This is a genomic window from Kurthia sp. YJT4 (assembly GCF_030219945.1).
In the GTDB taxonomy this organism is placed as follows: Bacteria; Bacillota; Bacilli; order Bacillales_A; family Planococcaceae; genus Kurthia; species Kurthia gibsonii.
This window is the reverse complement of record NZ_CP126689.1, coordinates 2808373-2831189: the sequence shown is the minus strand read 5'-3', so window position 1 is coordinate 2831189 and position 22817 is coordinate 2808373. Positions and strand designations below refer to the sequence as shown.

Here is a 22817-nt window from a genome sequence, read left to right as displayed (position 1 = left end):
CAGTAGTAATGTACCGACAGACTTAATGAGTGATTTCAAAAATCCCATGATTGGTAGAAATGAATGTTCCCGAAAGTTCTAAATCACGACCATAGGATTCGTAATCAATATAGTTTTGAAGACTGGCTGGTACTTCGCCTAAAGCACCAGTTTCTTCAATGTAGTAACGGGCAACATCTTCCATATCATCACAATCCGAGTGAATAATAATATCCTCTTGATGTTCGCTTAGTTCCTCAATACTTGAAAAATGAGTGAGCAGAGCAGATAGCTCGGATTGTAGTTCCTCTGGCAACTCCGATACCATTTCCCATAGGCGATTGAGTTCGCCAATAGAAGTGTATTCGTCAACCGTAAAGGGTAACTCATAATCGTGAATGGCGTATTCCTCGTATTCATCATTCAAGCCGATTTTCTCTTTGACTTCTTCAAAATCAATGGGAAAGGTAAACCAAGCACCGACTAATTCTCCTTCATTGTATTTACCTAAGTTGGCAATATAGACTTGCATATCGTCCATGTGTTCACGTCCTTTCTGTGTAGAGATTCAAAAATCCCTACCGCACTTCGTTTGGTGTGCCATTCTTTTGCGGAACATAAGAAAACCACTTATATTCCACAAAATAACGGTTTAATTTAAGCACCGATAATGCGATTAAATAGCTCTAATAAAATGTCTTTTACTCCAGCAGCGTTGAACACCAAGCCCACCGCAATAATCGCAATGATGAGAAAGCCAATCAGTTTACTAAACTCACGCTTGAAGCCAAGATACAAGCCAATTACAACGATTGCTAAAAGTACCAGTGATTGAGCATTTGATAGAAACCAGTTATAAAGGTTTTGTCCAAAATTCATAAAAATGTTCTCCTTTCTGTATTCAGTAAATTTGTATTTAAGTTATTTTTTGTTCGTTATCACGTCCTGTTCTTTTACCGACTGTTGCTTTAAAATCTGCTTGTGTCGGTCTGTCAGTTTCGCATGGTCGAGAATGTCTTTCACAACCTGCGTCTGGTTAATTTCATCAAGTGTAATAGCAACCTTTAAGGTCGGGGCGACTTGATGAGATAGCCAGTTTAGTGTCCTTTGGAAAGAGTAAGGCTCTGGTTTTGTGGTTAGTTTTAATCGTTCACGATTGTTTCCAATAAACCATGCCCATTCTTCATTGAGTTTCCAATCGGAACGTGCTTTTGAATCGTCCTTATCCACAAAGCGGATATACCGATTGATAATCTTAAAAGCTGTATGCTCTGGATTATCATAGGCAAGTAAATCACGTACTGCATAATAGGCACGCTCATTTTTTAGTCGGATTTCAAAACGGTTTTTAACCTCTGCGTCTTCAATGGGAATATCATTTTTCTTGTACTGCTCATAGTCCTTTTCATAGATACAGAAATAGACTTCGCTTTGTAATGAACCGATATAAAGTGTGTTTCCCATACATTCCTTTTCATCTTTGCGTACCAGTTCGCCACTGCGATAGCTCTTGAAACTGCGGAACACCGAAATACACTCTTCCTGTCGGCATTTTTCCGTCAGTATGGGAATATTCAAAATCCCTGTTTTATCGTTGATGGCAAGGTCAAGGCGTTTCATCACGCCACTAGCCACCAAAGCGTCCATAAAGAACTCATACCAGCTTCTTTGTTGTGCTAAGAGATAGCTTTCAAATTGTCTGCACCCACGACCTTTCAATTCCACTAGAACCCCTTTATCCAGCTCATGAGAGCATAGGACGAAAATATTGCCTAAAGCATAATGTTCGGTATAGGAATAGAAGCCATAGTCTTCATGGAGCATATAGGAAAGTTTCAATCGTAAAACGTCCTCGACCACATGCTGTACGTCTGTTGTTGGAAACCGAATCCTTACATAGTCAAAGAGCATTTCAAGGGGAGCGTCGGGATTGAAGCGTTCCAGCGTTTCTAAAAGTGCCAGTTGTAATTCGTCTGATGGCTTGACCTTGCCAGTTTCAATGTCGCTAAGATATTGCCTTGTAATGCCAGTCGCAACAGCTAAACGGTTTTGAGATAGTCCATAAGCCAAGCGTTTTTCTTTTAAATGCTGTAACCAAGTTTGTTCATTCAGTAAAAATCCCTCCAATCAAAAAGGCGTATGTCAACTTTTAAAGCCCATTTGACATACGCTGAAATTTTGTAAATCCCTTGTAACCAAAGGATTTTCTAATGTTTTTTTGACTGTTTCCTGTCGATTTGTACCCCCCTGTTAGATACGGGGGGTTAAGTGCTGGCGTGGCTATTGCCACACCAGCCAGCAAGATCAGTCCACACCTGCGACTTCCGCTTCGCACGTCGCCTGCGTGGACTGTCTGCTGTTGGATAACTTTTTAATTTCCTCCAAGAAATCATATCCTTTTGGTACAAGGGGAGTATAAAACTCTGATATGACACTTGTTCCTACATCAACATAGCCACGACCTTTGATTCGCTTTAAGAAGAAATCCTTTTGTACGTCACTGCCAAACATCATGCCATAGCCCATTTCAGACATACGACCTAAAGCCACTCTGAAATTAAACTGATCACGGATTCCGTCGCCTAAATATTTTGCGTCTGGACGTTGACAAGCCAGTATTAGAAAGAAGCCAGCTTGACGACCTAACATGACAATCTGTTTCAGCTTATTCATAACTGCGGTGTTTTCTTTTGTTCCCAGCATTTCCATGAAAGCGACGTATTCATCAAAGATTAAGAAGTGTGCCGGGAGACCTAAGTAAGCATAATTTTTGCCAGTCTTATAGTTCTTCATCTGCTTCATTTCCTCACTACGTTTCATCATTTCTTCATAGAATGTTTCAATGCAAGAAAGCAAGTCTTCTTTTCTATAGTAGACATTTGCCATCACAGAACCTAAGTCCGCAAGATCAGCATTTTTCGGGTCAAGAATATACAGTTTTGAATCTGTATGAAGCAAGGCTTCAATCAGTGTCAGTATAAAGTAAGTTTTACCGCCACCTGTACCACCAGCAATCAACATATGAGGGAGCTTATCATATTCCCACCATACGTTTTTCATTAAGCGAAGTTTACCATCTTTAGCTTCTACTTCATCAATAGAAATACGACTGGCTATGGTGTCATAGAGCAAAGTATATTCCACATAGGAATCCTTTAACTCTTTATCCGTCAGCTCACAGTACAAGCCACTCTCTAATTTCTTTTCCAAGTGTAAGAGTTGGTCTTGATATTTTCCCAGCGCGATTTCCACCCGTATCTGTATCAAGCCATTTTTAAGTCGATAATACATTTTAGGGAAGTAGGTTATCTTTTCCTTTGTACGACCAGCACTATCTTTAAAGAAACCCTCTGTTTTGACCTGTTCAGATTCATACCACTTGTTTTCAAGTATCATCTTTGCCAGTTTTTGACGGTGGTAAAGTTGTTTAACCGTATCATAGCGAACCCGTTTGAATACAAACGCTACCAGCAAGCAGATAAGAATTGCGACACTGAAACTGATAATTAAATAGGGAATGTCAATCTTATCTGCTTGTGATAGGTTAAAATCCTGCCAGTTGATCTGCTGGATTGTCTTCACATGAAACAGTCCGACAACCAGCAGGAAAACAGGCAGGAGTGACGCTATCGTAAAATGAAAGACTAAATCTTTACCAGATGGGCGAATCCTTTTACCACGCTGTTTCATGCGAAAAAGTCTCCTTTCTACCTAGCGACTATTTGTCTTGTGTCGGTTCTTTCTTTGCTTGTGGTTGAGCTTTGAATGAACTAGAATCCTTTGTCAGCACAATATCGTCTGCCTTGATATACCAGTCAACATCTGCTCCTTGATAGGTGGCAGTAGCAACGGTGTCCGCAATGGGATTGATAAGTTCCACCCGTGCGTTATAATCAAACTCTTTCAAAGGCACGCTGGCAGGAATACTTACTTGAATCATGCGTCCTTGTCCTTTGGATTTTAAGTCATAGGTACGTTCCTTGATTTCATCTGAAACCGACCCGTCTTCATTTTGGATTCTCACTTCACGACGTAGAGCAGAGAATTTCAATTCTCCAAAAGTCGTGTCTTTATCTAATACAATGCCATTTGCTAATCTCATCATTTTTCCTCTCTTTCTTTATTCTTTTATCATGTCGTCAGCATGTAAAAGGTAATTTGTAAAACCACGAGTGCCGATTTTGTAGCCCTCTGCGGTAATACGTGGATTGACTAACTTCACACGTTCCTCAAAGCCGAAATGTTTTTCGCCAGCTTCAGCAGGAAGCACCACCACAATATCATCTGCTCTTTGAACATCAGAATAGAGATTATAGCTTCTTGATAAGACAGTTAGCCGTCCGTTGATTCTTCGCTGAACGACTTTATCCTCGCCAGCAAATTCTAAATTGCCGAATGTTTTTTCCATGTTGGGAATCACAAATTTAAGTTCCATATTTTTACCTATCCTTTCTTTTTTATTGGCTGAATGAATGTTTGATGGTCTTAAAGAGTGGGGAACGACCTTTTGATTCTTGATTTTTTGTTTTCATAAGTTCACTTCCTTTCAAAATCGGGTAAAAAAATAGACACCTCATTTTTTGAAGTGTCTACCTATTAAATATTCAAATTTTATTGGAAGTATCTTTATATCTTCACTTTTCAAGGATAAATCGTCGTATCAAAGCTCATTCATAAGTAGTAAATTAGTAGTAAATTGAGTGGTTTTGACCTTGATAAAGTGTGATAAGTCCAGTTTTTATGCGGATAACTAGATTTTTATGCTATTTTTTATCATAAAAAAACAGTTGAATTTCATTATAAAAAACAAGTATTTGCTACTTTTTCATTAGATGAGTATAAAAAAGCTGTTTTACAAGGGTTTTTAGATTTCATGTGGCATACGAATTTAGAATTTGAAACAATTACACATGATTCTTTAGGTGATGAAATTGATTATATCGATTTACGAGAAGATTTAGATTCAATAAGTGAGTTATATGGTTGTCGTTATATTTTCTTACAATTTATGAAAGAAATTTATAAACAAAAAAGTTATGACTTAGGCAAATTAATAAATCTTAATTTTGATACAAGTTATTATTATTCAAAGTTAGAATACGATTTAGAGGATTAAAATTATAATTATAAGGATACTTTATTGAATAAAGTAAGACTTAGAAAGTTGATAGAAAAAAGCCTGGTACAGAACAAAATAATATGTCTCAAATACGAATAATCAAATCAATTGAACGCGTAGAAAACGACTCCTGCGGGAATAGCGTGAGCTGAAAACCTCACAGGAACGCAGTGACGAGGAGTTTGAAGCCATGCCCGAACGCTACGTGATGTAGTGGGGCAAGATTTGCAACAGGACGTTGCGTTCTTTTCTTGCCTACCGCTATTCGTTTTTCGAAGCGGAAATTGATCTGAATGAACAAATCCCGTATGATTGAACTGCACCTCAATTATTAGACACATCTACTAATTGGAGGTGCAGTTTTTATATGGCAAAATATTCATCAGAAGAAAAAATACAAGCCGCTTTAAGGTATATAAACGGTACGGAAAGTTTATATACAATAGCGAGATCGATTGGTACAGATGATAAATCGATTCTTAATTGGGTGAGACAGTATGAGTATCATGGTGTTAATCAAGTTAGTGAAAATAGTGGATATAGCGATGGCATTTATTTAGTTGGTCCTTTTAGGTTGTATAAAAAGTTTGACACAGGGGAGCAGTTTGAAAAATTTGTTAATTTTTTTGATGATCATGATTTAGAAGAAATTACGATGAAAGAAGTAAGTGATTGGGTGAAAAAATGCTTTGATAAAGCCATGGTTACATTGCCTTTACCTATTTATTTTAGATTGACAGATGAAGAAGATTCACTTAATTTAGTGATCGGCGAATGGGAAAATCAAATGGAAATAGAGTTATAAGCTTAATGCATATTCGTTTATCTTAATTTAAATAAATGATAGAGCGACACTTTTTCATACTCAAAAATACAAAATAGTCTAAAAATTATACAAAATTATCTATTTTTCGTTTATTCTTTCTCTTTATTCTCTGTTCATCTTGTATTGTCTGTAGTAAATTGTTAATATACTCTAATTACAATATTAAATAGACGATTTAAGTCATAAGGAGGAAAAATATGCAAACAAAAGTACCATTTTCAACATACGCCATCATCGGTACGATGTTATTCGGTATGTTCTTCGGAGCAGGGAACTTAATTTTCCCAATCGAACTTGGACAGATGGCTGGTACGCAATTCTGGTGGGCTTTAATTGGTTTCCTAGTTACAGCAATCGGTTTGCCGTTCATGGGGATTCTAGCAATTGGTTTATCAGGAAGTAATGGTTTACGAGACTTAGGGAATCGAGTGCATCCACTATTCGGTCTTGTATTCTCAGTTGTACTATATTTAACGATTGGACCATTCTTTGCGATTCCGCGTACAGCGACTGTATCGTTCACAGTAGGGTTAGAACCATTCTTAAATCCAGATCAAGTATCATTATTTTTAGGAATTTTTAGTTTTGTATTCTTTTTAGTTGTATATTACTTCTCACTAAATCCAGCGAAAGTAATGGATTATATCGGTAAGTATTTAACACCTGCATTCTTAGTGTTCTTATTCATCTTAATTATTGTCAGTGTCGTTAATCCGATGGGGAGTTTTGAAAAGCCAGTAGGTGACTATGTGAATCAAGCCTTTATGACAGGTTTTAAAGGCGGATACAATACGATGGATGCATTAGCATCACTTGCGTTTGGTATCGTCGTAATTAATGCGATTAAGAGTCGTGGTATTACAAGTACGAAAGATATTGCGATGGCAACTTGGAAATCAGGAATTTTCGCAATGGCTTTAATGATGATTATTTATGGCTTTATCACATACATGGGCGGTACAAGTGTTGGCGCTGTTGGAACATTTGAAAATGGCGGCTTAATTTTTGCGGCTGTTGCGAAACACTTCTTCGGTTCATTCGGTGGGATTTTACTAGCGATTATCATTATCTTAGCTTGTTTAAAAACAAGTATTGGCTTAATTACATCATGTAGTGAATTCTTCCATGAAGTTATTCCAGCCATCAGCTATAAGTGGTTTGTATTCATTTTAACGTTTGTATCATTCTTAATTGCGAACTTTGGTTTAAGTAATATCATTACATATGCTGTTCCGGTATTAATGTTCTTATATCCATTAGCAATTGTTTTAATTCTATTAACGATGTTCTCGCCGCTATTCAAAGCACGTCAAAGTGTATATGCGATGTCGATGTTCCTAACATTCTTCGTGAGTGTGATTGATGGTTACAAAGCATTGGTTGAAAGTGTACCTGGTGCGAAATTACAAGTGTTAGAATCAATTGAGACATTCTACTCGCATTACTTACCGTTATATGATATCGGTTTAGGGTGGGCTGCTCCTGCTGTGGTAGGTGCTATCATCGGACTCATTTATGCGGTAATTGTAAAAAAATAATGGCATGAAGACAAGGTGTGTTTAATCAGACATACCTTGTTTTTTTATAATAAGTTTTTAAAACTTATTGCTTTTCATTGCGCCGATTGGCTGCCTATGTATAGAATTGTTATAAGTGTTTATTTAACAAAGATAAAGGTGGACAAATAAGTGAGAGCTTTATACATTTTGCATAAACGTAATCGTAAATGGAATTTAATCCTTATGGCAGCCGCACTGCTATGTTTTTCAATTGTCTATTTTACGATTTTGCATACAGCATATAAAAGTGAACCTGCAAAAGGTGGAACCACATTTGTAGGGCAAAACAATTACAATCTTACACTCATTGGAGAAGAACCAACAATTGAGCAATTGGAACGCTTCAATCAAGCATTACAAAATAATAAGCAACTAACCGTTTATACAGCTTCACCGATTCCTGTATTCATCCAGGAATTTTCCGGTGATGAAGCATTTACACCTGAAAATGCAAAAGCAGATGGACAATATATACCTGTTTATGGACTTCAAGTGAATGCAGCTGCACAAAAGCTAAATAAGTTAGAGATGGATGCAGGGACATTTTTTAAACAAGAAGATTTTAAGGATTATGATGACAAAGAAGTTATGCCCGTTGTGTTAGGAAGTGACTATTATCAGTTGTATGATATTGGTGATTCACTTCGCATGCGTATTCATGGTCAAGATATTCAAGCGAAAATCATCGGCTTTTTAAAGAGTGAACAAACGATTGTGACAACAGCATTACCTCAAATGTCAGCAGGGCATCAAGTGTTAGTTCCGTCACAGCAATATCGTCAAACACCAAGCGAAGACAATGTATTCGCAAAAGAATCATTGATCGCATCTGCAAATACAATGCTCGTAACGAATGCATCTAAGATTGGTATTCGCGATATCATGCTTGAAGTATCACAGCAATCAGATTTCTGGTCATTTACAATTGGTGGCGCAGGTGGAATAACAGTTAATATCTATAATAAGATTTTAAAAGCAAACCCTGTACTCGTTTATGGATTATTTTTGATTGCTTTAGTGGGTATGTTTATAGCTGTACAGCGTATTCAAAAGCGTAGAAATGAAGGGACGAAGCAGTTGTTCCGTATTCTGATGACGAGTGGTATGGCAGAACGTGAAATTCGAAAGTATATTCGAATTGAAGTGGGGATTTTACTAGGGATTGCACTCATTCTTCCAGCCATACCGTTTATGGTGATTTCACAATTCGCCATTATTCCACTCGTGTTATATCTCGTTCTAGGTGCCATGATTGGTGGCGGTATTTTATGGCGTGTATTACGGAAAACAACGATAGAAATGGAGCAAGAGCATGTCTAAAATTCAATTAAAATATGCAGCGGTAGAACCGTATTTTCAAAAAGTGAATTTAGTCGTTGAAAAGGGAGCTTCACTAGCGATTACAGGCGCTTATCGAAATGAATTACTACAGACAATTGGTTGTTTCCGCGTTTTGACGAACGGGACATATCGCTTAGAATACCACCAAAATGAAACAAAAGATGTGGGCGACTTAGCTGTGTTGAGACAAACGAAGATGGGCTATCTACCTGCGCAAGACGAATTTTTAAAAGATGAAACCGTACTTGAGAATATTCAGCTATCGTTCTTTTTTCAAACAGGTACTAATAAGTTGCCAGGAGCGAGAAAGCAGCGTTTAGATCAGCTAAGCAAGCTTATTGGTATTCATGAATTACTAGGGAAGAAAGCAGTACATCTAGATGCTTTTCAAATTAAATGTATGGCGCTTATTCGCGCATGCTTACATGCACCGTCTATTTTGTTAATAGAAGAACCTGAAAAAGCATTAACAGAAGCGCAGCTAGAAAAATTCATACAGTGTCTGCGTTCTGTAAAAGCAGAAGGTGTCACGCTCATTATTAGTTCTGAAAATCCTACGGTATGTGCGAGTTGTCAGGATGTATTTGAATTAACAGGGGAACAAATTCTATCAAATTAGAATGAAACATTTAATAAAGGGTACTAATAGTTTAGAGGTGATCCAAATGCCAGAAAAGCTATTAAGAAAAGCAGTTTTAAACCAGATTGCTTGGTGGAAAGCTGTTTGCGCAACACATGATATTACAACAGCCTGTATGGATAACGTATGGATTGCGGATCAATATGTACCGAGTTATTATCCAGAGATGATTACAGAGACGAGAGAAGCGACTGTGGAAAAAATTCTAGACCGCGTATCGACGATTATGGATAGTTATGCAACCTTACAAATTCCAGGATTCACGAAACTCTTTAAAGCACAGTGGATGACGTCATCTTCTGTTGTACCATATTGTAGTGAGTGGAAGTGGGTTCGAAATGAAGAAGCATTTCAAAATTGGCTTGTGGCGGCTAATTTAGAAGGTATGTTACAGCCATCAATTATTGATGATCCTCATGTTTTAGTATTTCATAAAGAAGGATATGGCGGTTTTTCAGCTTATCAAAGCCATGGGATTATCGGGATTTTTAATGTATTTGGCGTAGACCATGTATTTCAAGATATTCCTGCTGTCTTGGCTAACTTTTTTCCGAAACAACCCATTGTGGGGTATGAAGCAGATGAACGATTGGCTGCTGCTATGCGTGGTGGTTGGTCAGCGATCGGGCCTTTAACGATTTGGACAAGGGAAGTAGCTGTTCTATAAATTTGTATTTGATTTATAGAACAGCTTTATTTTATATAAAAATAAAAAATTATCATTTTTGAGAAATTTAATATTCTAAAAATTCAGATATGTGTTATAATCAACTTTATTTCGTAGATAGGACAGGTGATGACAATGAACTCAAATCAAGTGAAAATTTTAGACTGTACAATTCGTGACGGTGGTCTCGTAAACAATTGGGATTTTAGTGTAGACTTCGTGCGTGATACATACGAAGCATTAAATAATGCAGGTGTCGATTATATGGAGATTGGTTATAAAAACTCACCTAAGTTATTAGATGCAGATGGTTGTGGCCCTTGGCGTTTCTGTGATGATGATTTCATTCGTGAGGTAATCCCAGAAAAGAAAAATACGAAGCTATCAGCAATCGTTGATATCGGTCGCGTAGATCCAAGCGAATGTGCACCACGCTCTGAAAGTCCATTCGATATGATTCGTGTCGCTTGTTACTTAAAAGACATTGATAAAGGACTTGATTTAATTAATCAATTCCATAACCTAGGTTATGAAACATCATTAAATATTATGGCTGTATCGAATTCAATTAATTCACATTTAGTTGAAGCACTAGAGAAAATTGAACATAGTGTTGTCGATGTACTATATGTTGTCGACTCATTCGGGAGCCTTTTCCCGAAAGACATTGCTTACTTAGTGAAGCTTTTCAAAGAGCATGCACCGTCAAAACGTTTAGGAATTCATACGCATAATAACTTACAGATGGCTTTTGCTAATACATTAGAAGGCATTGAGCTAGGTGTTGAATTTTTAGATACATCGGTTTACGGTATGGGACGCGGCGCAGGGAACTGTCAAACAGAATTAGTAGTGGGTCACTTAACCGCTTCACGTTATGATATGAAACCACTTTTAAAATTAATTGATGATCGTTTTGTACCGCTTAGTAAGGAAGTAGAGTGGGGATATAATACAGCCTACGCTTTGACTGGATTATTCAATGAACATCCACGCAGTGCGATTGCGATGCGTAAAACACCTGAAAAAGATCAATTCTACCCGTTTTTCAATAAACTAACGAGCGTAGAAACACATAGTGATATTTAAATAAAAACAGGAAATGCGCTTTATATGCGTGTTTCCTGTTTTTTTGAGAAGTGTTCCGTAATAAAGTCGATGAAATAGCGACTTGCGATTGGGAGCACTTTTTTATTTTTATAAGCGAGACTAATTGTACGGACAACAGGTGGCGAGATGCGTTTCGTCAAAATATGATAAGGGCAGCGGCTTAATACGAGTTTCGGTAACATGGAAATACCGAGTTGTTGTTCGACCATCGCCATGATTGTGTAGTCGTCATACACTTTAAATTGTGTGTTCGGTGTAAGATTTGCCTTCTCAAAATAGTGTTGTGGTTCACTAAAATCTCCTTCGTCAATTTGAATAAAAGGGTCTTTTGTTAAGTCATGAATATGTACTTCATCATGGTCAGCAAGTTCATGTCCGTAAGGTAGCACAGCTAAGACCTCATCCTGTGCTAATGGAATAGTCGTTAAATTCGATACAGCAGCAGGATTCACAAAACCAAAATCGACGGTCCCTTCATAGATCCATTTTGAAATACTTGTATATTCACCTTGTTGTAACTCGAAGTGAACACCTGGATACAGTTGTTTAAAGTCATGTAATAGGGTTGGAATCCAATTCGTCGAAACACTTGAAAATGTACCGATCCGTATGAGACCACGTTCCAAACCTTGCATTTCTTGATGTTTTTCTTTTAATTCACTATGTGCATGACAAATATTTTTAATAAAAGGTAGCATTTCCTCACCATCTGGTGTGAGAGAAATTCCTTTGCGAGAACGAATGATCAGCGTTGTATCGAGTTCTTTTTCAAGATTATTCACCATCTGACTAATTGCTGATTGTGTGTAACCAAGCGCTTCAGCAGCTTTTGTAAAACTACCGAGCTCAACAATTTTAACGAAGGACTCATAAATATTCATTTCATCATCTCCTATACATTAGTAAAACTAATATTACTATTATAAATATTCGTTTTATTAATGTAAACAACGGTGATAATCTAAGAAAAAGAAAAAATAAGGAAGTGATGGAATGACACAGAAACAAGCGAACTTATTATTAATTACAGTTTCGATGGCGTGGGGAACGTCTTATTTATTTATGAAAGTAGCCGCAGATGATGGAATGCCTTCTTTTACAATCGTCGCAATGCGTAGTATCATCGCATTCATCTTCATGTGGTTATTATTCGCGAAGAAGATGGTTCGCGTATCATGGCAAACGATTAAGTACAGTGCGATTGTTGGTGCATTATTATACGGTGTATTTTTAGGATTATTATTAGGAACGAAATATACAGATGCTTCGACAGCAGGATTTTTAACGAGTACAACGGTTGTACTTGTACCAATCTTGCAAATCTTTTTAACGAAGCGACTACCAGCGAAGCAAATTATGATCGGTGTTGTGGTGGTCATGATGGGACTAGCATTTTTAACATTAAAAGATGGCTTCTCTATTCAGCTTGGTGCTATTTATTGTTTAATCGGTGCGTTGTGTTATGCCATTCATATTCTTGTGACGAATCAGTTTGCGCGTAAGGTCGATGTACTGCAATTAGGAATTTATCAATTAGGCTTTTGTTCGTTATATGCCATTATTATTGCGTTCACATTTGAAACACCCGCTCTACCGACGACATCGGGTTCTTGGATTTCGATTTTGGGTTTAGCGTTCATCTGTTCAGCATATGGTTTTGTTATGCAGCCCATTGCACAGAAATATACAACACCTGAAAATACAGGCTTTTTCTTTTCACTTGAACCGATCTTCTCTGCTTTCTTTGCCTTCTTATTCTTACAAGAAGTAATGGGCATGACGGGTTATATTGGTGCAGTATTTATCATGCTCGGTGTAACAATTGCCAACTATCAAAAGAAAGTGAAAGAACCGCGAGTCGCATATCGAAAAATCGCGCTAAAAGAAAAAATAGTCAAATAAAAAATATTCTAGCGTCCATGTGACGTTAGAATATTTTTTAATGGAGTGAATTCCGCATTGTTGATGGAATACTTTCTGCGGTAGTTTCTTGTATGAGTTTGATATAATTGCCTTTTACGTAGAGTTTCACATATGTACCTTCTGGAAGTGGACGTTCTGTTTGGAATGCAAGGAATTGTTTTTTACCTGCTGTATTTACAGCGTAGGTTTCATATATGTAATGACCACTGACGCGCTGTTGTTCTTCTGCTGTATGTGCTACTGCATAGAAGTGTTCAGATGGAATGAAGGGCATGAATCGGTCACCTGTGAGTAAGTATGTAATTCCGAACATCATCGATACAGCAAAAGAGAAGATACCTAACTGCTTCAAGATGGTTTTCATGTTAAGCCTCCTTTTTCTTTCTATATTTATTATTATAAAAAGAAAGAAAGGAAAACAAAAAGGTCTCAGACTGTAACTTTGTCTAAGACCAGAGACTTAGATTGCTTGAAGCTCCACGCAAATGCTTTGGATGGCTTGCTGCTCATCTAATGTATAAAGTATATCGTATTGTGCTGAGAGTTCTAAAAAAGATTGTTCAAGTTCGTCGTAAGATACAGATTGCGAGCAGACTGTACCTTTAATAATTTGAGCAGCTCTTTCGGCTTCGATTTCAGAACAAAAAGCTTGTGCTTCTTCAATATCTGCTACAAATCCAGATTGTGCATAGTAGCCTGCGGTTGTAGAAATGACGAAATAATGCAACGCGTCTTCCACAAAATCACCTTCTTTTCTAAAAAACTGACGTCTTCTAGTCTATTAAAAAAACAGAAGATATGCAAATTATTTTTAATATTTAAACCTAACAGGAGGTAACAAACAGTTAGAATAAATATATAAATATCTATAAAAAACTATTGATTTTTCATACATTTCATAATATAATAGAATTATCTACTAATTCAAAGGAGAATGTAATGTATGAAAAAATATAGTATTGGTCAATTCGCTAAAGAAATCGGAGTAACAGTTCAGACTTTAAGAAACTGGGATAAGACAAATAAATTAAATCCCCAATATACAGCACCTTCTGGACACCGTTATTACTCTCAACAACAACTTGAATATTTTCTTGGTTTACATTCTCCTGAATCAGAATCGAGAATAACTATAGGCTACTGTCGAGTATCTTCTCATCAGCAAAAGGATGATTTGCAGAGACAAGTGGAAAACATGGAATCATACTTACTGTCTCAAGGTAATCCATTTAAGATTGTGAAAGATATAGGTAGTGGCATAAACTACAACAAAAAAGGGTTAAATGATGTTATTGATTTAGTCCTAAATTACAAAGTAGATCGAGTTGTAGTTTTATACAAAGATAGGTTATTACGATTCGGATTTGAAATCTTGGAAAATTTATTTGCTAAATACGGAACAAAGATTGAGGTTATCGACAATACTCCAAAGACAGATGATCAAGAGTTGGTCGAAGATTTAATTCAGATTGTTACTGTATTTAGTTGCAAATTACAAGGGAGACGGGCGAATAAGGCTAAGAAATTAATTAAGGAGTTGAAAGAGAATGATACTAGCAAAGAAGATACGAATTAAACCAACTAAAGAACAAGAAATTCAATTATGGAAATCTACTGGTGTGGCAAGATGGGTATACAATTGGACATTAGCTAGACAACAAGAAAATTATCAACGAGGGTTGAAATTCTTATCTGACAATGTTTTAAGAAAAGAAATCACACAAATTAAAAAGCAAGAGGACTTCCAATGGTTGAGTGAAGTATCAAATAATGTGGCTAAACAAGCTGTTAAAGATGCTTGTAATGCGTATAAGAGATTCTTTAAAGGTTTGGCGAAACGTCCAAGATTCAAATCTAAAAAGAAATCTAAACCTTCTTTCTATAATGATAATGTGAAACTTAAAGTAAAAAAGAACACGGTGTTAATTGAGAAAGTAGGATGGGTTGCAACTTCTGAACAAATACCAATGGGGGTGAAATATACTAATCCTAGAGTATCTTTTGACGGAAAGTATTGGTATATCTCTGTTGGAGTAGAGAAAGAACAAGTAAAACAAGAATTAACGAATGAAGTAATTGGAGTAGATTTAGGAGTTAAAGAATTAGCAATTTGCTCGAATGAAATGGTGTTCAAAAACATTAACAAAACAAAAGAAGTGAAAAAGATTGAGAAACGTTTACGTAGGTTACAGCGAAGCGTTTCTCGAAAATACGAGATGAATAAGGAGGGAAACCGATTTGTCAAAACATGTAACATTATAAAAATCGAAAAGCAAATACGAAATCTACACAGACGGTTAGCTAACATTAGAAACAACCACATTCATCAAGCGACAAATACAATAGTGAAAACCAAACCTTGTAAAGTTGTGATGGAAGATTTGAATGTAGTTGGAATGATGAAAAATCGTCATTTAGCTAAAGCAGTAGCTAAACAAAAGATGTATGAATTTCTCCGTCAAATGAAATACAAATGTGAAAAATACGGAATTGAATTTATACAAGTTGGGCGTTTCTTCCCATCTTCTAAAACATGTTCGTGCTGTGGACAAATTAAATCAGATTTAAAATTATCTGATAGAGTTTACAAGTGTGACTGTGGATTAGAGATAGACAGAGATATGAATGCTGCGTTAAATTTAGCTAAATTTGGAGAATTAGTAGCTTAGTCACTTACAAGATACTACTAATGTGTAGGGTTCGTTGTACCCGAATTAACGCCTGTGGAGTATCATATCAAATGTGAGTAGCTTCGGTAAAAGCAGATACAAAGAAACAGGAAATAAACATTGCTTATAGATTTTTATAGGTTTTTGGCAACGGGACTTATGAAATATAAAGCACCGGAATCATTTTATTTTCAAGGCGGTAGTAAAGCGATTTTACTACTTCATTCATTTACGGGATCGACGATTGATATGCGACAACTTGGGAAGTTTTTAAATAAAGAAGGATATACGGTTCATGCACCGATGTATACGGGGCATGGCCAAAAGGCAGATACATTACTACAGTATGGTCCATCTACTTGGTGGGGGGATGTTCAATCAGCGTATGAGTTTCTAGAAGATGAGGGATATGAGGAAATTGTTGTGATGGGGCTATCTTTAGGAGCTGTACTCACATTAAAAGTAGCACATGAATTAAACCCACTTGCAATTGTTACAATGTCACTACCGATGACGCGTGATGAAGTGACCTTGCGAAAAAGAGTGGTCTATTATGCAAAACAACATCAACAATATGAAGAAGGTACAGATGAAGAAAAAGAAGCGGCACGACAAGCTTTAAAAGCACATCCGATGGAGATTATACCAGCCTTTATTGAGATGATTGAACAACAAATGCAATATATAGCGCAAATCGAAGTACCCATCTATTTAGCATATGGTGGACAAGATGATGCGTTATATGAAGAGACAGCTAATTATGTAGCCGAGCAGATCGGTTCAACACAAAAAGTTGTAAAATGTTATGAACAAGCAGGACATTTAATGACATATGGAAAAGATGCTAAAACAATGTATGAAGACTTTTTACACTTTTTACAACAACTTCACTGGAAGAAATAAATCATAGTTCTTGCATTTTTATAGAATTTTTATGTATAATAATGAATAAAAATTCGTTAAAGGATGTGTAGAGATGATTATTGTGCATACAGAAAATGAGGAATTAATCGTAGAGCTCATGCATGAAGCATTTAAAGAGTATATGAATCCGCCATCAAGCGCCATCATGGAAACAGAGCGTGATGTTAAAAAAGCGTTAGCTCGTGGTCAAAAAGCAATTGTTGGATTGAATAATGAAGGTCCTGTGGCGATGGCACGCTATGAGATAAAAGAAGGTACACTCACTTTTTCTCGTGTGAGTGTTTTACCAACTCAACGTGGAAAAGGATATGCGAAAAAGCTAGTTGCCCATTTAGAAAATATCGCAAAAAAACAGTCTGTACAATGGATTGCTTGCGACGTTCGCGCGAATGAATCACGTAATGTTCATCTCTATGAATCTTATGGTATGCACATTGAATCTACATTTGAAACGACGAATTTATTAGGACACCAAATGCCTGTTGTTCATATGAAGAAAAAAGTTCAAGCACAGGTTGAAAGCTATGCAGTACAATCTTAAATATTAAAAGAAGAATCGCCCCTTCACGTGAGGAACGATTCTTCTTTTTGATTAGGCTTGTAAACCTTTTAGTTGTTGGTCAGAGAATTCTTTATAGAGTGCATGTGTTGCATAAAGTTCTTGATGTGTACCAATCCCTGTAATCTCACCTTGTTCTAGGAAGACAATTTGATCGGAATGAATAACGGTTGAGAGGCGATGAGCGATTACAATTGTTGTACGCCCCTTCATGAGCTCCTCTAACGCACGTTGTACAACTTGTTCGGATTTACTATCTAAACTCGATGTTGCTTCATCTAACATTAGAATTTGCGGGTTACGTAAGAACGCACGTGCAATGGCGATACGTTGGCGCTGTCCACCAGACAGCTTCATGCCACGTTCACCTACTTCGGTTAAAATGCCACCTTCTAAGTTTTCAATAAACTGATCGGCATAGGCCATTTTAATAACGCGATTGATTTCTTCGTCTGATACTTCTCGTTCTAATCCATATGTGATATTGTCGCGAATGGTCCCTGCGATAATCGGACTTTCTTGTGACACATAGCCAATCTGCTTACGCCAAGATAGTAGAGAGAAGTTTTGAATATCTTGATTACCAAGAAGAATCGCTCCCTCTTGTGGTTGGTAAAAACGTTCAATAAGAGAGAAGAAGGTCGTTTTACCACTACCACTCGGACCGACAATTGCGGTTACTTGATTCGGCGGAATCGTAAAGTTTAGATTTTTTAATACAGGTTCTTTATCTGGATAGTTATAAGATAAACGCTCAATCTGAATCGCTTCATCAACTTTTTTAACTTCTTCATAACCATCTTTTTCATCTTCAACTTCTAAAATTTCAATAATGCGTTCGGTTGCACCTGAAGCTTTTTGGAATTGCGTAAAGAACTCTGCAATTTGTGCCATTGGCATAATGATTTGGAAGAGGTACATGATGAAAGCTACTAATGCACCTGCTGATAGCGCCCCAGAAGATACACGCATACCACCATAACCGAGTAATACCACTAATAAAATCATCATAACTAGATTAATAATCGGTCCAATAAAAGCATAGACTTTTGCTTCTTTTAAACCGTAATTGAATAAGTTACGAATACCTGTTGCGCCGTTATTGTATTCAATTTTCTCAGAGTTTGAAGATTTCACAAGACGAATCTCAGAGAGTACCTGTGTTAAAAGTGCTGTGAATTTACTTGTTTCAAGCTGTGTATTCTTTGAGATTTTATACATCTTACGACCAAGCGGAATTAGAATGGCCGCAGCTAACGGAATGGCGATAAACATGGCAGTTGTCATGCGCCAATCTAAAATGAACAGGACAATCATTGCACCGATAATCGAGATGATACCCGATAAGAAGTTGGCAAGATGTTCTGAGATGAGTGTTTTAACGACGGTCGTATCATTCGTCATACGACTTACGGTTTCACCAGAAGGGTTTTCATCAAAATAATTAACGGGTAGAACTAATAACTTCTTCCATAGACGGTCACGCATACCAGCGACAACACTTTGTCCAATGCGATTTAAAATGTAGATGGAGAATCCACCTGATAATGCTTGTAAAATAATCGCACCGACTAGTAATGCAATCGTTGTTTTATTTAAATCATCAATTGTAAAGTCATTTACGAGGTTCTTTGTGAAGAGCGGAACCATTAAGGATACAGCAGTTGTGGAGAGTGTTAGTATAAGCGCAATCACGATTAGAAGTTTTGGTGGATTGGTACTTTTAACGAGTTGAATGAACTTTTTAAAATTTTTCTTTGAGATTTTTTCTTTTTCAGCCATTTATTTAACCCTTTCTACATATATGAATACTCTAAGTATGCGTAATCAAATGAAATTATACAAATTAAAAAGGAGAAATCTCGTCATAGCGAAATTTCTCCTTTGTTGAGCGAATTATTTTAAGAAGTTTGGATCGGCATAAGCAGGGTTTGGGTATTTATAGAACCCTTCGCCTGTCGCAACACCCATCTTTCCTTTATCAATAAAGTCATGTTTTAAAATGTCAGCAATTTTTCCAGCAACCGGATTTTTATCTGCACTTGCAGATACGATGTTGTAAGCGGTTTGTAAGCCGACTACATCTAAAATAGCAAATGGCCCTCTTGGTGAGCCAGTCGCAATCATCCAAGTTTTATCAATGGTCTGTGGTTCAGCAATACCGTTTGCGTACAATGCCTGTGCAGCATTAAGTAATGGTATAAGTAATGAATTTAAAATATAGCCATGCTGTTCTTTTAAAATATGCAGTGGAACCATGCCAATCGCACGAGCAAAATCAATTACTTCTGTTACGTATTTTGGATCTGTTCCATCATGTTCCATGATTTCAGCCGTATTATTTTTCCAAATTTCGTTTGCGAAGTGCAGTGCTAGGAATTTTTCAGGTCGTCCTGTTGCATCGCGGAATTGACTTGGAATCATTGTAGAAGAGTTCGTTGCAAAGATGGTTTTTTCAGGTGCTACTTTTGCTAATTGTTCATAAAAACTTGTTTTAATATCAATTCGTTCTGGAACAGCTTCAATAACTAAATCAGCATCTTTTACAGCCTCACCTAAATCTGTATAGAAAGAAAGTCGAGCGAGGGCATCGTCTACCTCTGAAGGATGTCTTGCAACTTCGTGTTTATATGTCTCAGCAAGCTTTTGCGCGCGTTCTTGTGCGGATTTAATCGCTCCTTCATTAATATCATAAACACTTACGTTAAAGCCTTTAAAAGCAGTTTGGAAAGCAATTTGACTTCCTAAAACACCACTACCAGCAACCGTAACATTTTTAAAATTCATTTAAAACGCTCCTTTAAAGTGATTTTTCATCCCTATTCTACATTCCCTGTTACTGTATAAATTAATCAAATACAAATGACAATTTTAATTCATGGATAAAGGGGTATAAGTAAAGTGTATTGTGAAGTATAGGGGAGATGCTTATGATGCAAATATATGACTTAGAGATGAGATTGCAAGATTATGTGTATGATGAGTTTGATCAAATGATGGATGAAGACTTTATCGAATTTGGCACAATCGGCACACAATACACAAAACAAGATCAGCTAAATGCCATCGGTAAGGAATCACCACCAACAGAACGTTTTTTCCGTGTAGAAGATTATGAAGAACGTTTTGTAGATGAAAGTGTCATTCTAGTAACATATAAAACAACAAATATTTTAACAAAACAGCAAGCTTTAAGAAGTTCGATTTGGCGTAAAAAAGAGAAAGATTGGAAATTATTTTTCCATCAAGGAACCTTGATTAAGTAAAGATTTTTGTATAAAAAAGCAGAAAATTTTTAATGATTGGATAGTCTTTTTTAGACAAATCGGACAAAATAGGTTATACTGTTATTAATAATGAAATTGGCTCAGCGTATACAATACATTCACCTGTTTGGAAGACTGTATAATGCGGTCACTCTAGCAGGTGTATTTTTATTCTCGGTTGAACAATCTATTATTGAATTCATTAATAGGAGGTCATTCATAATGACACAAGGTACAGTTAAATGGTTTAATGCAGAAAAAGGTTTCGGTTTCATCGAAGTTGAAGGTGGAAACGACGTATTCGTACACTTCTCAGCTATCCAAGGCGACGGTTTCAAAACTTTAGACGAAGGTCAAAAAGTTGAATTCGAAGTTGAAGAAGGTAACCGCGGACCACAAGCTACTAACGTAACTAAACTTTAATTTTTAAAGTTTGTCCGTAAAAAGCAACTCTCTTAGGAGAGTTGCTTTTTTTATATTTTGTAAGTATAAATATTCTTATTTATGTATTGATATTCACACTTATTCTCCTTATAATCAAGTAAGGAGTTGGTAAAGTTATGGAAACATATATTTCTTATTTAATTGTTGGATTTACAATTGCTTTACCTATCGGAGCCATGACTGTTGAAATGACAAAACAAGGTTTGAAAAATGGTTTTATTCATGGATGGGCAGTTGGACTTGGCGGCATGACGATTGATGCCGCATTAATTATTGCACTGTATTTTGGATTAGCTTCATTTTTAGCACTTCCATTTGTTCAATTACCACTATGGATTGTTGGCGCCGCTTTTTTATTTTATTTAGCGTATGATTCGATTAAAAATGCAGATCAAGGAATTAGTTTAGCAGGAGAAAAACCGAATCAGTCTTTTTGGCGTACATATAAAAACGGAATTTTAGTAGCTATATCGCCAGGGAACTTAGTCTTTTGGGTATCCGTATTTGGTGCAGTGCTCGCAAAGTCATATAGTGTCCATGAATTCGGTTTTGCAGGGCTCGGTATTTTAACAGGTATTCTTTTACATGATGTCGGTCTGTTAGCGATTGTATCGATTTCAAGACGGGCAATGAGTCGCAAAGTGATTCGAAACGTCTCTATTGTTGCAGGTATTCTTCTAATTGGTTTCGCATTGTATTTCCTTTATGAATTCATATTAGGTATTCGTAATCTACTTTAATCGCATTTTCTAATGATTTTTACTATACTATAGAAAATGAATGAAGGAAGTTTTCTATGCAGTTATGGGTTAATAAATTAAAGTGTATGTGGAAAAGCATTGTTTTATATAGTTTAGGATTTTTACTACCGCTGTATATTATATGGTGGCTTTTTATACGCTAAGATGTGTGTCCGAATGAAAGGTTATAACTATTCATTCGGGCACACTTTTTGTATAATGAGACAATCAATTAGAAAGAAGGAGATTCTATGGAAAAAATCTACCTAGTACGTCATTGTAAAGCGGATGGTCAACAGCCTAAAGCACAATTAACAGAAGAAGGACGTCAACAAGCACAAGACTTAATTCCATTCTTTGAAGAGCATCCCATCGATTTAATTATGTCGAGTACATATGACCGAGCAGTTCAGACAGCTGAACCAATTGCTGCATCACGTGATTTACCTATTCATGAAGAAAAGCGTTTAACAGAGCGTGTATTTAGCACATTAAAAGTGGATGATTGGCTGACATGGATGCAAAGAGGCTTTGTAGAGATGGATTTAGAATTTGAGGGTGGCGAATCAGGTCGTGCAGCACAAGCGCGCATTGTAGAAGTGATGAACGAGTTAATTGAACGACCTGAAGAAGCAGCAGTCGTTGTCAGTCATGGTAATTTAATCTCGATGTTCTTACAAACAATTAATGATCAGTTTAGCTTTGAAGATTGGCAGAAGATGACGAATCCAGATGTCTTCTTAATTACACGAGATGAAGCAACAAAAGAATTCCAATATGAGCGTATTTTTACAAAGTAAATCCAATCAAGCAATAGTGAATAATTCTAAAATAGTAGCTTTAGAAGAAAATGCTTTAAATCGAGGATAAAGAGTTACATCCTATACAAAGTTATATCTAGTTTTTATTGCATATGTTTAGTAAAATAGATATTGGAAACAAAAAGGTAAGCCACTTTTCTCCAAAAAAATCGCTTACACTTTTTGAATCTAAATGAGCTATAACGAGTTACCCGACTCGTTATAGCTCATTTTTCATTTTGGGTCATAAT

General features: G+C 36.5%; 27 protein-coding genes. 16 read left to right on the top strand and 11 right to left on the bottom strand.

Features of this window, described 5'->3' with window-relative positions:
• Positions 1-22 precede the first annotated feature (22 nt).
• The 6 genes from QN089_RS14130 to QN089_RS14100 all read right to left on the bottom strand — a co-directional run bounded on the left by QN089_RS14130 (position 23) and on the right by QN089_RS14100 (position 4414).
• The gene (locus QN089_RS14130; RefSeq protein WP_002324555.1) at positions 23-520 is read right to left on the bottom strand and encodes an antirestriction protein ArdA; all 498 of its coding nucleotides are present in this window, start codon (positions 518-520) and stop codon (positions 23-25) included.
• Between the two features lie 116 nt (positions 521-636).
• Positions 637-858: a hypothetical protein gene (locus tag QN089_RS14125; protein ID WP_001009056.1), complete on the bottom strand. Its 222-nt coding sequence runs from the start codon at positions 856-858 to the stop codon at positions 637-639.
• A gap of 42 nt (positions 859-900) precedes the next feature.
• A complete protein-coding gene (mobT, locus tag QN089_RS14120; RefSeq protein ID WP_285215565.1) occupies positions 901-2106 on the bottom strand; it encodes a MobT family relaxase in 1206 nt (401 codons plus the stop codon).
• A gap of 177 nt (positions 2107-2283) precedes the next feature.
• A complete protein-coding gene (locus QN089_RS14110) occupies positions 2284-3669 on the bottom strand; it encodes an FtsK/SpoIIIE domain-containing protein (protein ID WP_285215564.1) in 1386 nt (461 codons plus the stop codon).
• A 28-nt stretch (positions 3670-3697) separates the two neighbouring features.
• Positions 3698-4081 (bottom strand): YdcP family protein, encoded by a 384-nt coding sequence (locus QN089_RS14105; protein WP_001234286.1) that lies wholly within the window; start codon positions 4079-4081, stop codon positions 3698-3700.
• A gap of 18 nt (positions 4082-4099) precedes the next feature.
• Positions 4100-4414: a YdcP family protein gene (locus tag QN089_RS14100; protein ID WP_000420682.1), complete on the bottom strand. Its 315-nt coding sequence runs from the start codon at positions 4412-4414 to the stop codon at positions 4100-4102.
• A 438-nt stretch (positions 4415-4852) separates the two neighbouring features.
• On the opposite strand from QN089_RS14100, the gene QN089_RS14095 reads away from it, so the two are divergent.
• The 7 genes from QN089_RS14095 to QN089_RS14065 all read left to right on the top strand — a co-directional run bounded on the left by QN089_RS14095 (position 4853) and on the right by QN089_RS14065 (position 11220).
• Complete coding sequence (locus QN089_RS14095; RefSeq protein WP_285215563.1) at positions 4853-5095, top strand: hypothetical protein; 243 nt, start codon at positions 4853-4855, stop codon at positions 5093-5095.
• Positions 5096-5465: 370 nt separating this feature from the next.
• Positions 5466-5903, top strand: coding sequence for a transposase (locus tag QN089_RS14090; protein WP_141274190.1), 438 nt, complete (start codon positions 5466-5468; stop codon positions 5901-5903).
• A gap of 218 nt (positions 5904-6121) precedes the next feature.
• A complete protein-coding gene (gene brnQ / locus QN089_RS14085; protein ID WP_285215562.1) occupies positions 6122-7462 on the top strand; it encodes a branched-chain amino acid transport system II carrier protein in 1341 nt (446 codons plus the stop codon).
• A gap of 150 nt (positions 7463-7612) precedes the next feature.
• On the top strand, positions 7613-8803 hold the full coding sequence (locus QN089_RS14080) for a hypothetical protein (protein WP_285215561.1): 1191 nt from the start codon (positions 7613-7615) through the stop codon (positions 8801-8803).
• A complete protein-coding gene (locus tag QN089_RS14075; protein ID WP_285215560.1) occupies positions 8796-9443 on the top strand; it encodes a P-loop NTPase family protein in 648 nt (215 codons plus the stop codon). Before QN089_RS14080 ends, QN089_RS14075 begins: the two co-directional genes overlap by 8 nt.
• A gap of 46 nt (positions 9444-9489) precedes the next feature.
• Positions 9490-10131, top strand: a complete 642-nt coding sequence (locus QN089_RS14070) for a hypothetical protein (RefSeq protein WP_068450338.1) — start codon at positions 9490-9492, stop codon at positions 10129-10131.
• 135 nt (positions 10132-10266) lie between these two features.
• Entirely contained in the window at positions 10267-11220 is a 954-nt protein-coding gene (locus tag QN089_RS14065) for an aldolase catalytic domain-containing protein (RefSeq protein WP_068450340.1), read from the top strand.
• Positions 11221-11240: 20 nt separating this feature from the next.
• On the opposite strand, the gene QN089_RS14060 is transcribed toward QN089_RS14065, so the two are convergent.
• A complete protein-coding gene (locus QN089_RS14060; RefSeq protein ID WP_068450342.1) occupies positions 11241-12122 on the bottom strand; it encodes a LysR family transcriptional regulator in 882 nt (293 codons plus the stop codon).
• Positions 12123-12234: 112 nt separating this feature from the next.
• On the opposite strand from QN089_RS14060, the gene QN089_RS14055 reads away from it, so the two are divergent.
• Complete coding sequence (locus QN089_RS14055) at positions 12235-13143, top strand: DMT family transporter (protein ID WP_141274183.1); 909 nt, start codon at positions 12235-12237, stop codon at positions 13141-13143.
• A gap of 37 nt (positions 13144-13180) precedes the next feature.
• Here the strand turns inward: QN089_RS14055 and QN089_RS14050 are convergent, their stop codons facing one another.
• Positions 13181-13528: a YxeA family protein gene (locus QN089_RS14050; protein ID WP_285215559.1), complete on the bottom strand. Its 348-nt coding sequence runs from the start codon at positions 13526-13528 to the stop codon at positions 13181-13183.
• Positions 13529-13624: 96 nt separating this feature from the next.
• Positions 13625-13903 (bottom strand): hypothetical protein, encoded by a 279-nt coding sequence (locus tag QN089_RS14045; protein ID WP_068450348.1) that lies wholly within the window; start codon positions 13901-13903, stop codon positions 13625-13627.
• Between the two features lie 204 nt (positions 13904-14107).
• Between QN089_RS14045 and QN089_RS14040 the strand changes: the two genes are divergently transcribed.
• The 4 genes from QN089_RS14040 to QN089_RS14025 all read left to right on the top strand — a co-directional run bounded on the left by QN089_RS14040 (position 14108) and on the right by QN089_RS14025 (position 17298).
• Positions 14108-14740, top strand: coding sequence for an IS607 family transposase (locus QN089_RS14040; RefSeq protein ID WP_285215558.1), 633 nt, complete (start codon positions 14108-14110; stop codon positions 14738-14740).
• On the top strand, positions 14712-15833 hold the full coding sequence (locus tag QN089_RS14035; RefSeq protein ID WP_285215557.1) for an RNA-guided endonuclease InsQ/TnpB family protein: 1122 nt from the start codon (positions 14712-14714) through the stop codon (positions 15831-15833). The genes QN089_RS14040 and QN089_RS14035 overlap by 29 nt, the downstream gene beginning before the upstream one ends.
• 159 nt (positions 15834-15992) lie before the next feature.
• Entirely contained in the window at positions 15993-16736 is a 744-nt protein-coding gene (locus tag QN089_RS14030) for an alpha/beta hydrolase (RefSeq protein WP_285215556.1), read from the top strand.
• Positions 16737-16809: 73 nt separating this feature from the next.
• A complete protein-coding gene (locus QN089_RS14025; protein ID WP_285215555.1) occupies positions 16810-17298 on the top strand; it encodes a GNAT family N-acetyltransferase in 489 nt (162 codons plus the stop codon).
• Between the two features lie 51 nt (positions 17299-17349).
• Here the strand turns inward: QN089_RS14025 and QN089_RS14020 are convergent, their stop codons facing one another.
• Positions 17350-19098 (bottom strand): ABC transporter ATP-binding protein, encoded by a 1749-nt coding sequence (locus QN089_RS14020; protein WP_285215554.1) that lies wholly within the window; start codon positions 19096-19098, stop codon positions 17350-17352.
• A 114-nt stretch (positions 19099-19212) separates the two neighbouring features.
• Complete coding sequence (locus QN089_RS14015) at positions 19213-20103, bottom strand: 3-hydroxyacyl-CoA dehydrogenase (protein WP_285215553.1); 891 nt, start codon at positions 20101-20103, stop codon at positions 19213-19215.
• Between the two features lie 143 nt (positions 20104-20246).
• Here QN089_RS14015 and QN089_RS14010 point away from each other — a divergent pair, with 143 nt between their 5' ends.
• The 4 genes from QN089_RS14010 (at position 20247) to QN089_RS13995 (ending at position 22566) form a co-directional block, all read left to right on the top strand.
• A complete protein-coding gene (locus QN089_RS14010; protein ID WP_068450356.1) occupies positions 20247-20582 on the top strand; it encodes a nuclear transport factor 2 family protein in 336 nt (111 codons plus the stop codon).
• A 222-nt stretch (positions 20583-20804) separates the two neighbouring features.
• Positions 20805-21005, top strand: a complete 201-nt coding sequence (locus tag QN089_RS14005; protein ID WP_068450358.1) for a cold-shock protein — start codon at positions 20805-20807, stop codon at positions 21003-21005.
• A 137-nt stretch (positions 21006-21142) separates the two neighbouring features.
• Positions 21143-21766, top strand: a complete 624-nt coding sequence (locus QN089_RS14000) for a LysE family translocator (protein WP_285215552.1) — start codon at positions 21143-21145, stop codon at positions 21764-21766.
• A gap of 251 nt (positions 21767-22017) precedes the next feature.
• Entirely contained in the window at positions 22018-22566 is a 549-nt protein-coding gene (locus QN089_RS13995; protein ID WP_285215551.1) for a histidine phosphatase family protein, read from the top strand.
• Positions 22567-22817 lie beyond the last annotated feature (251 nt).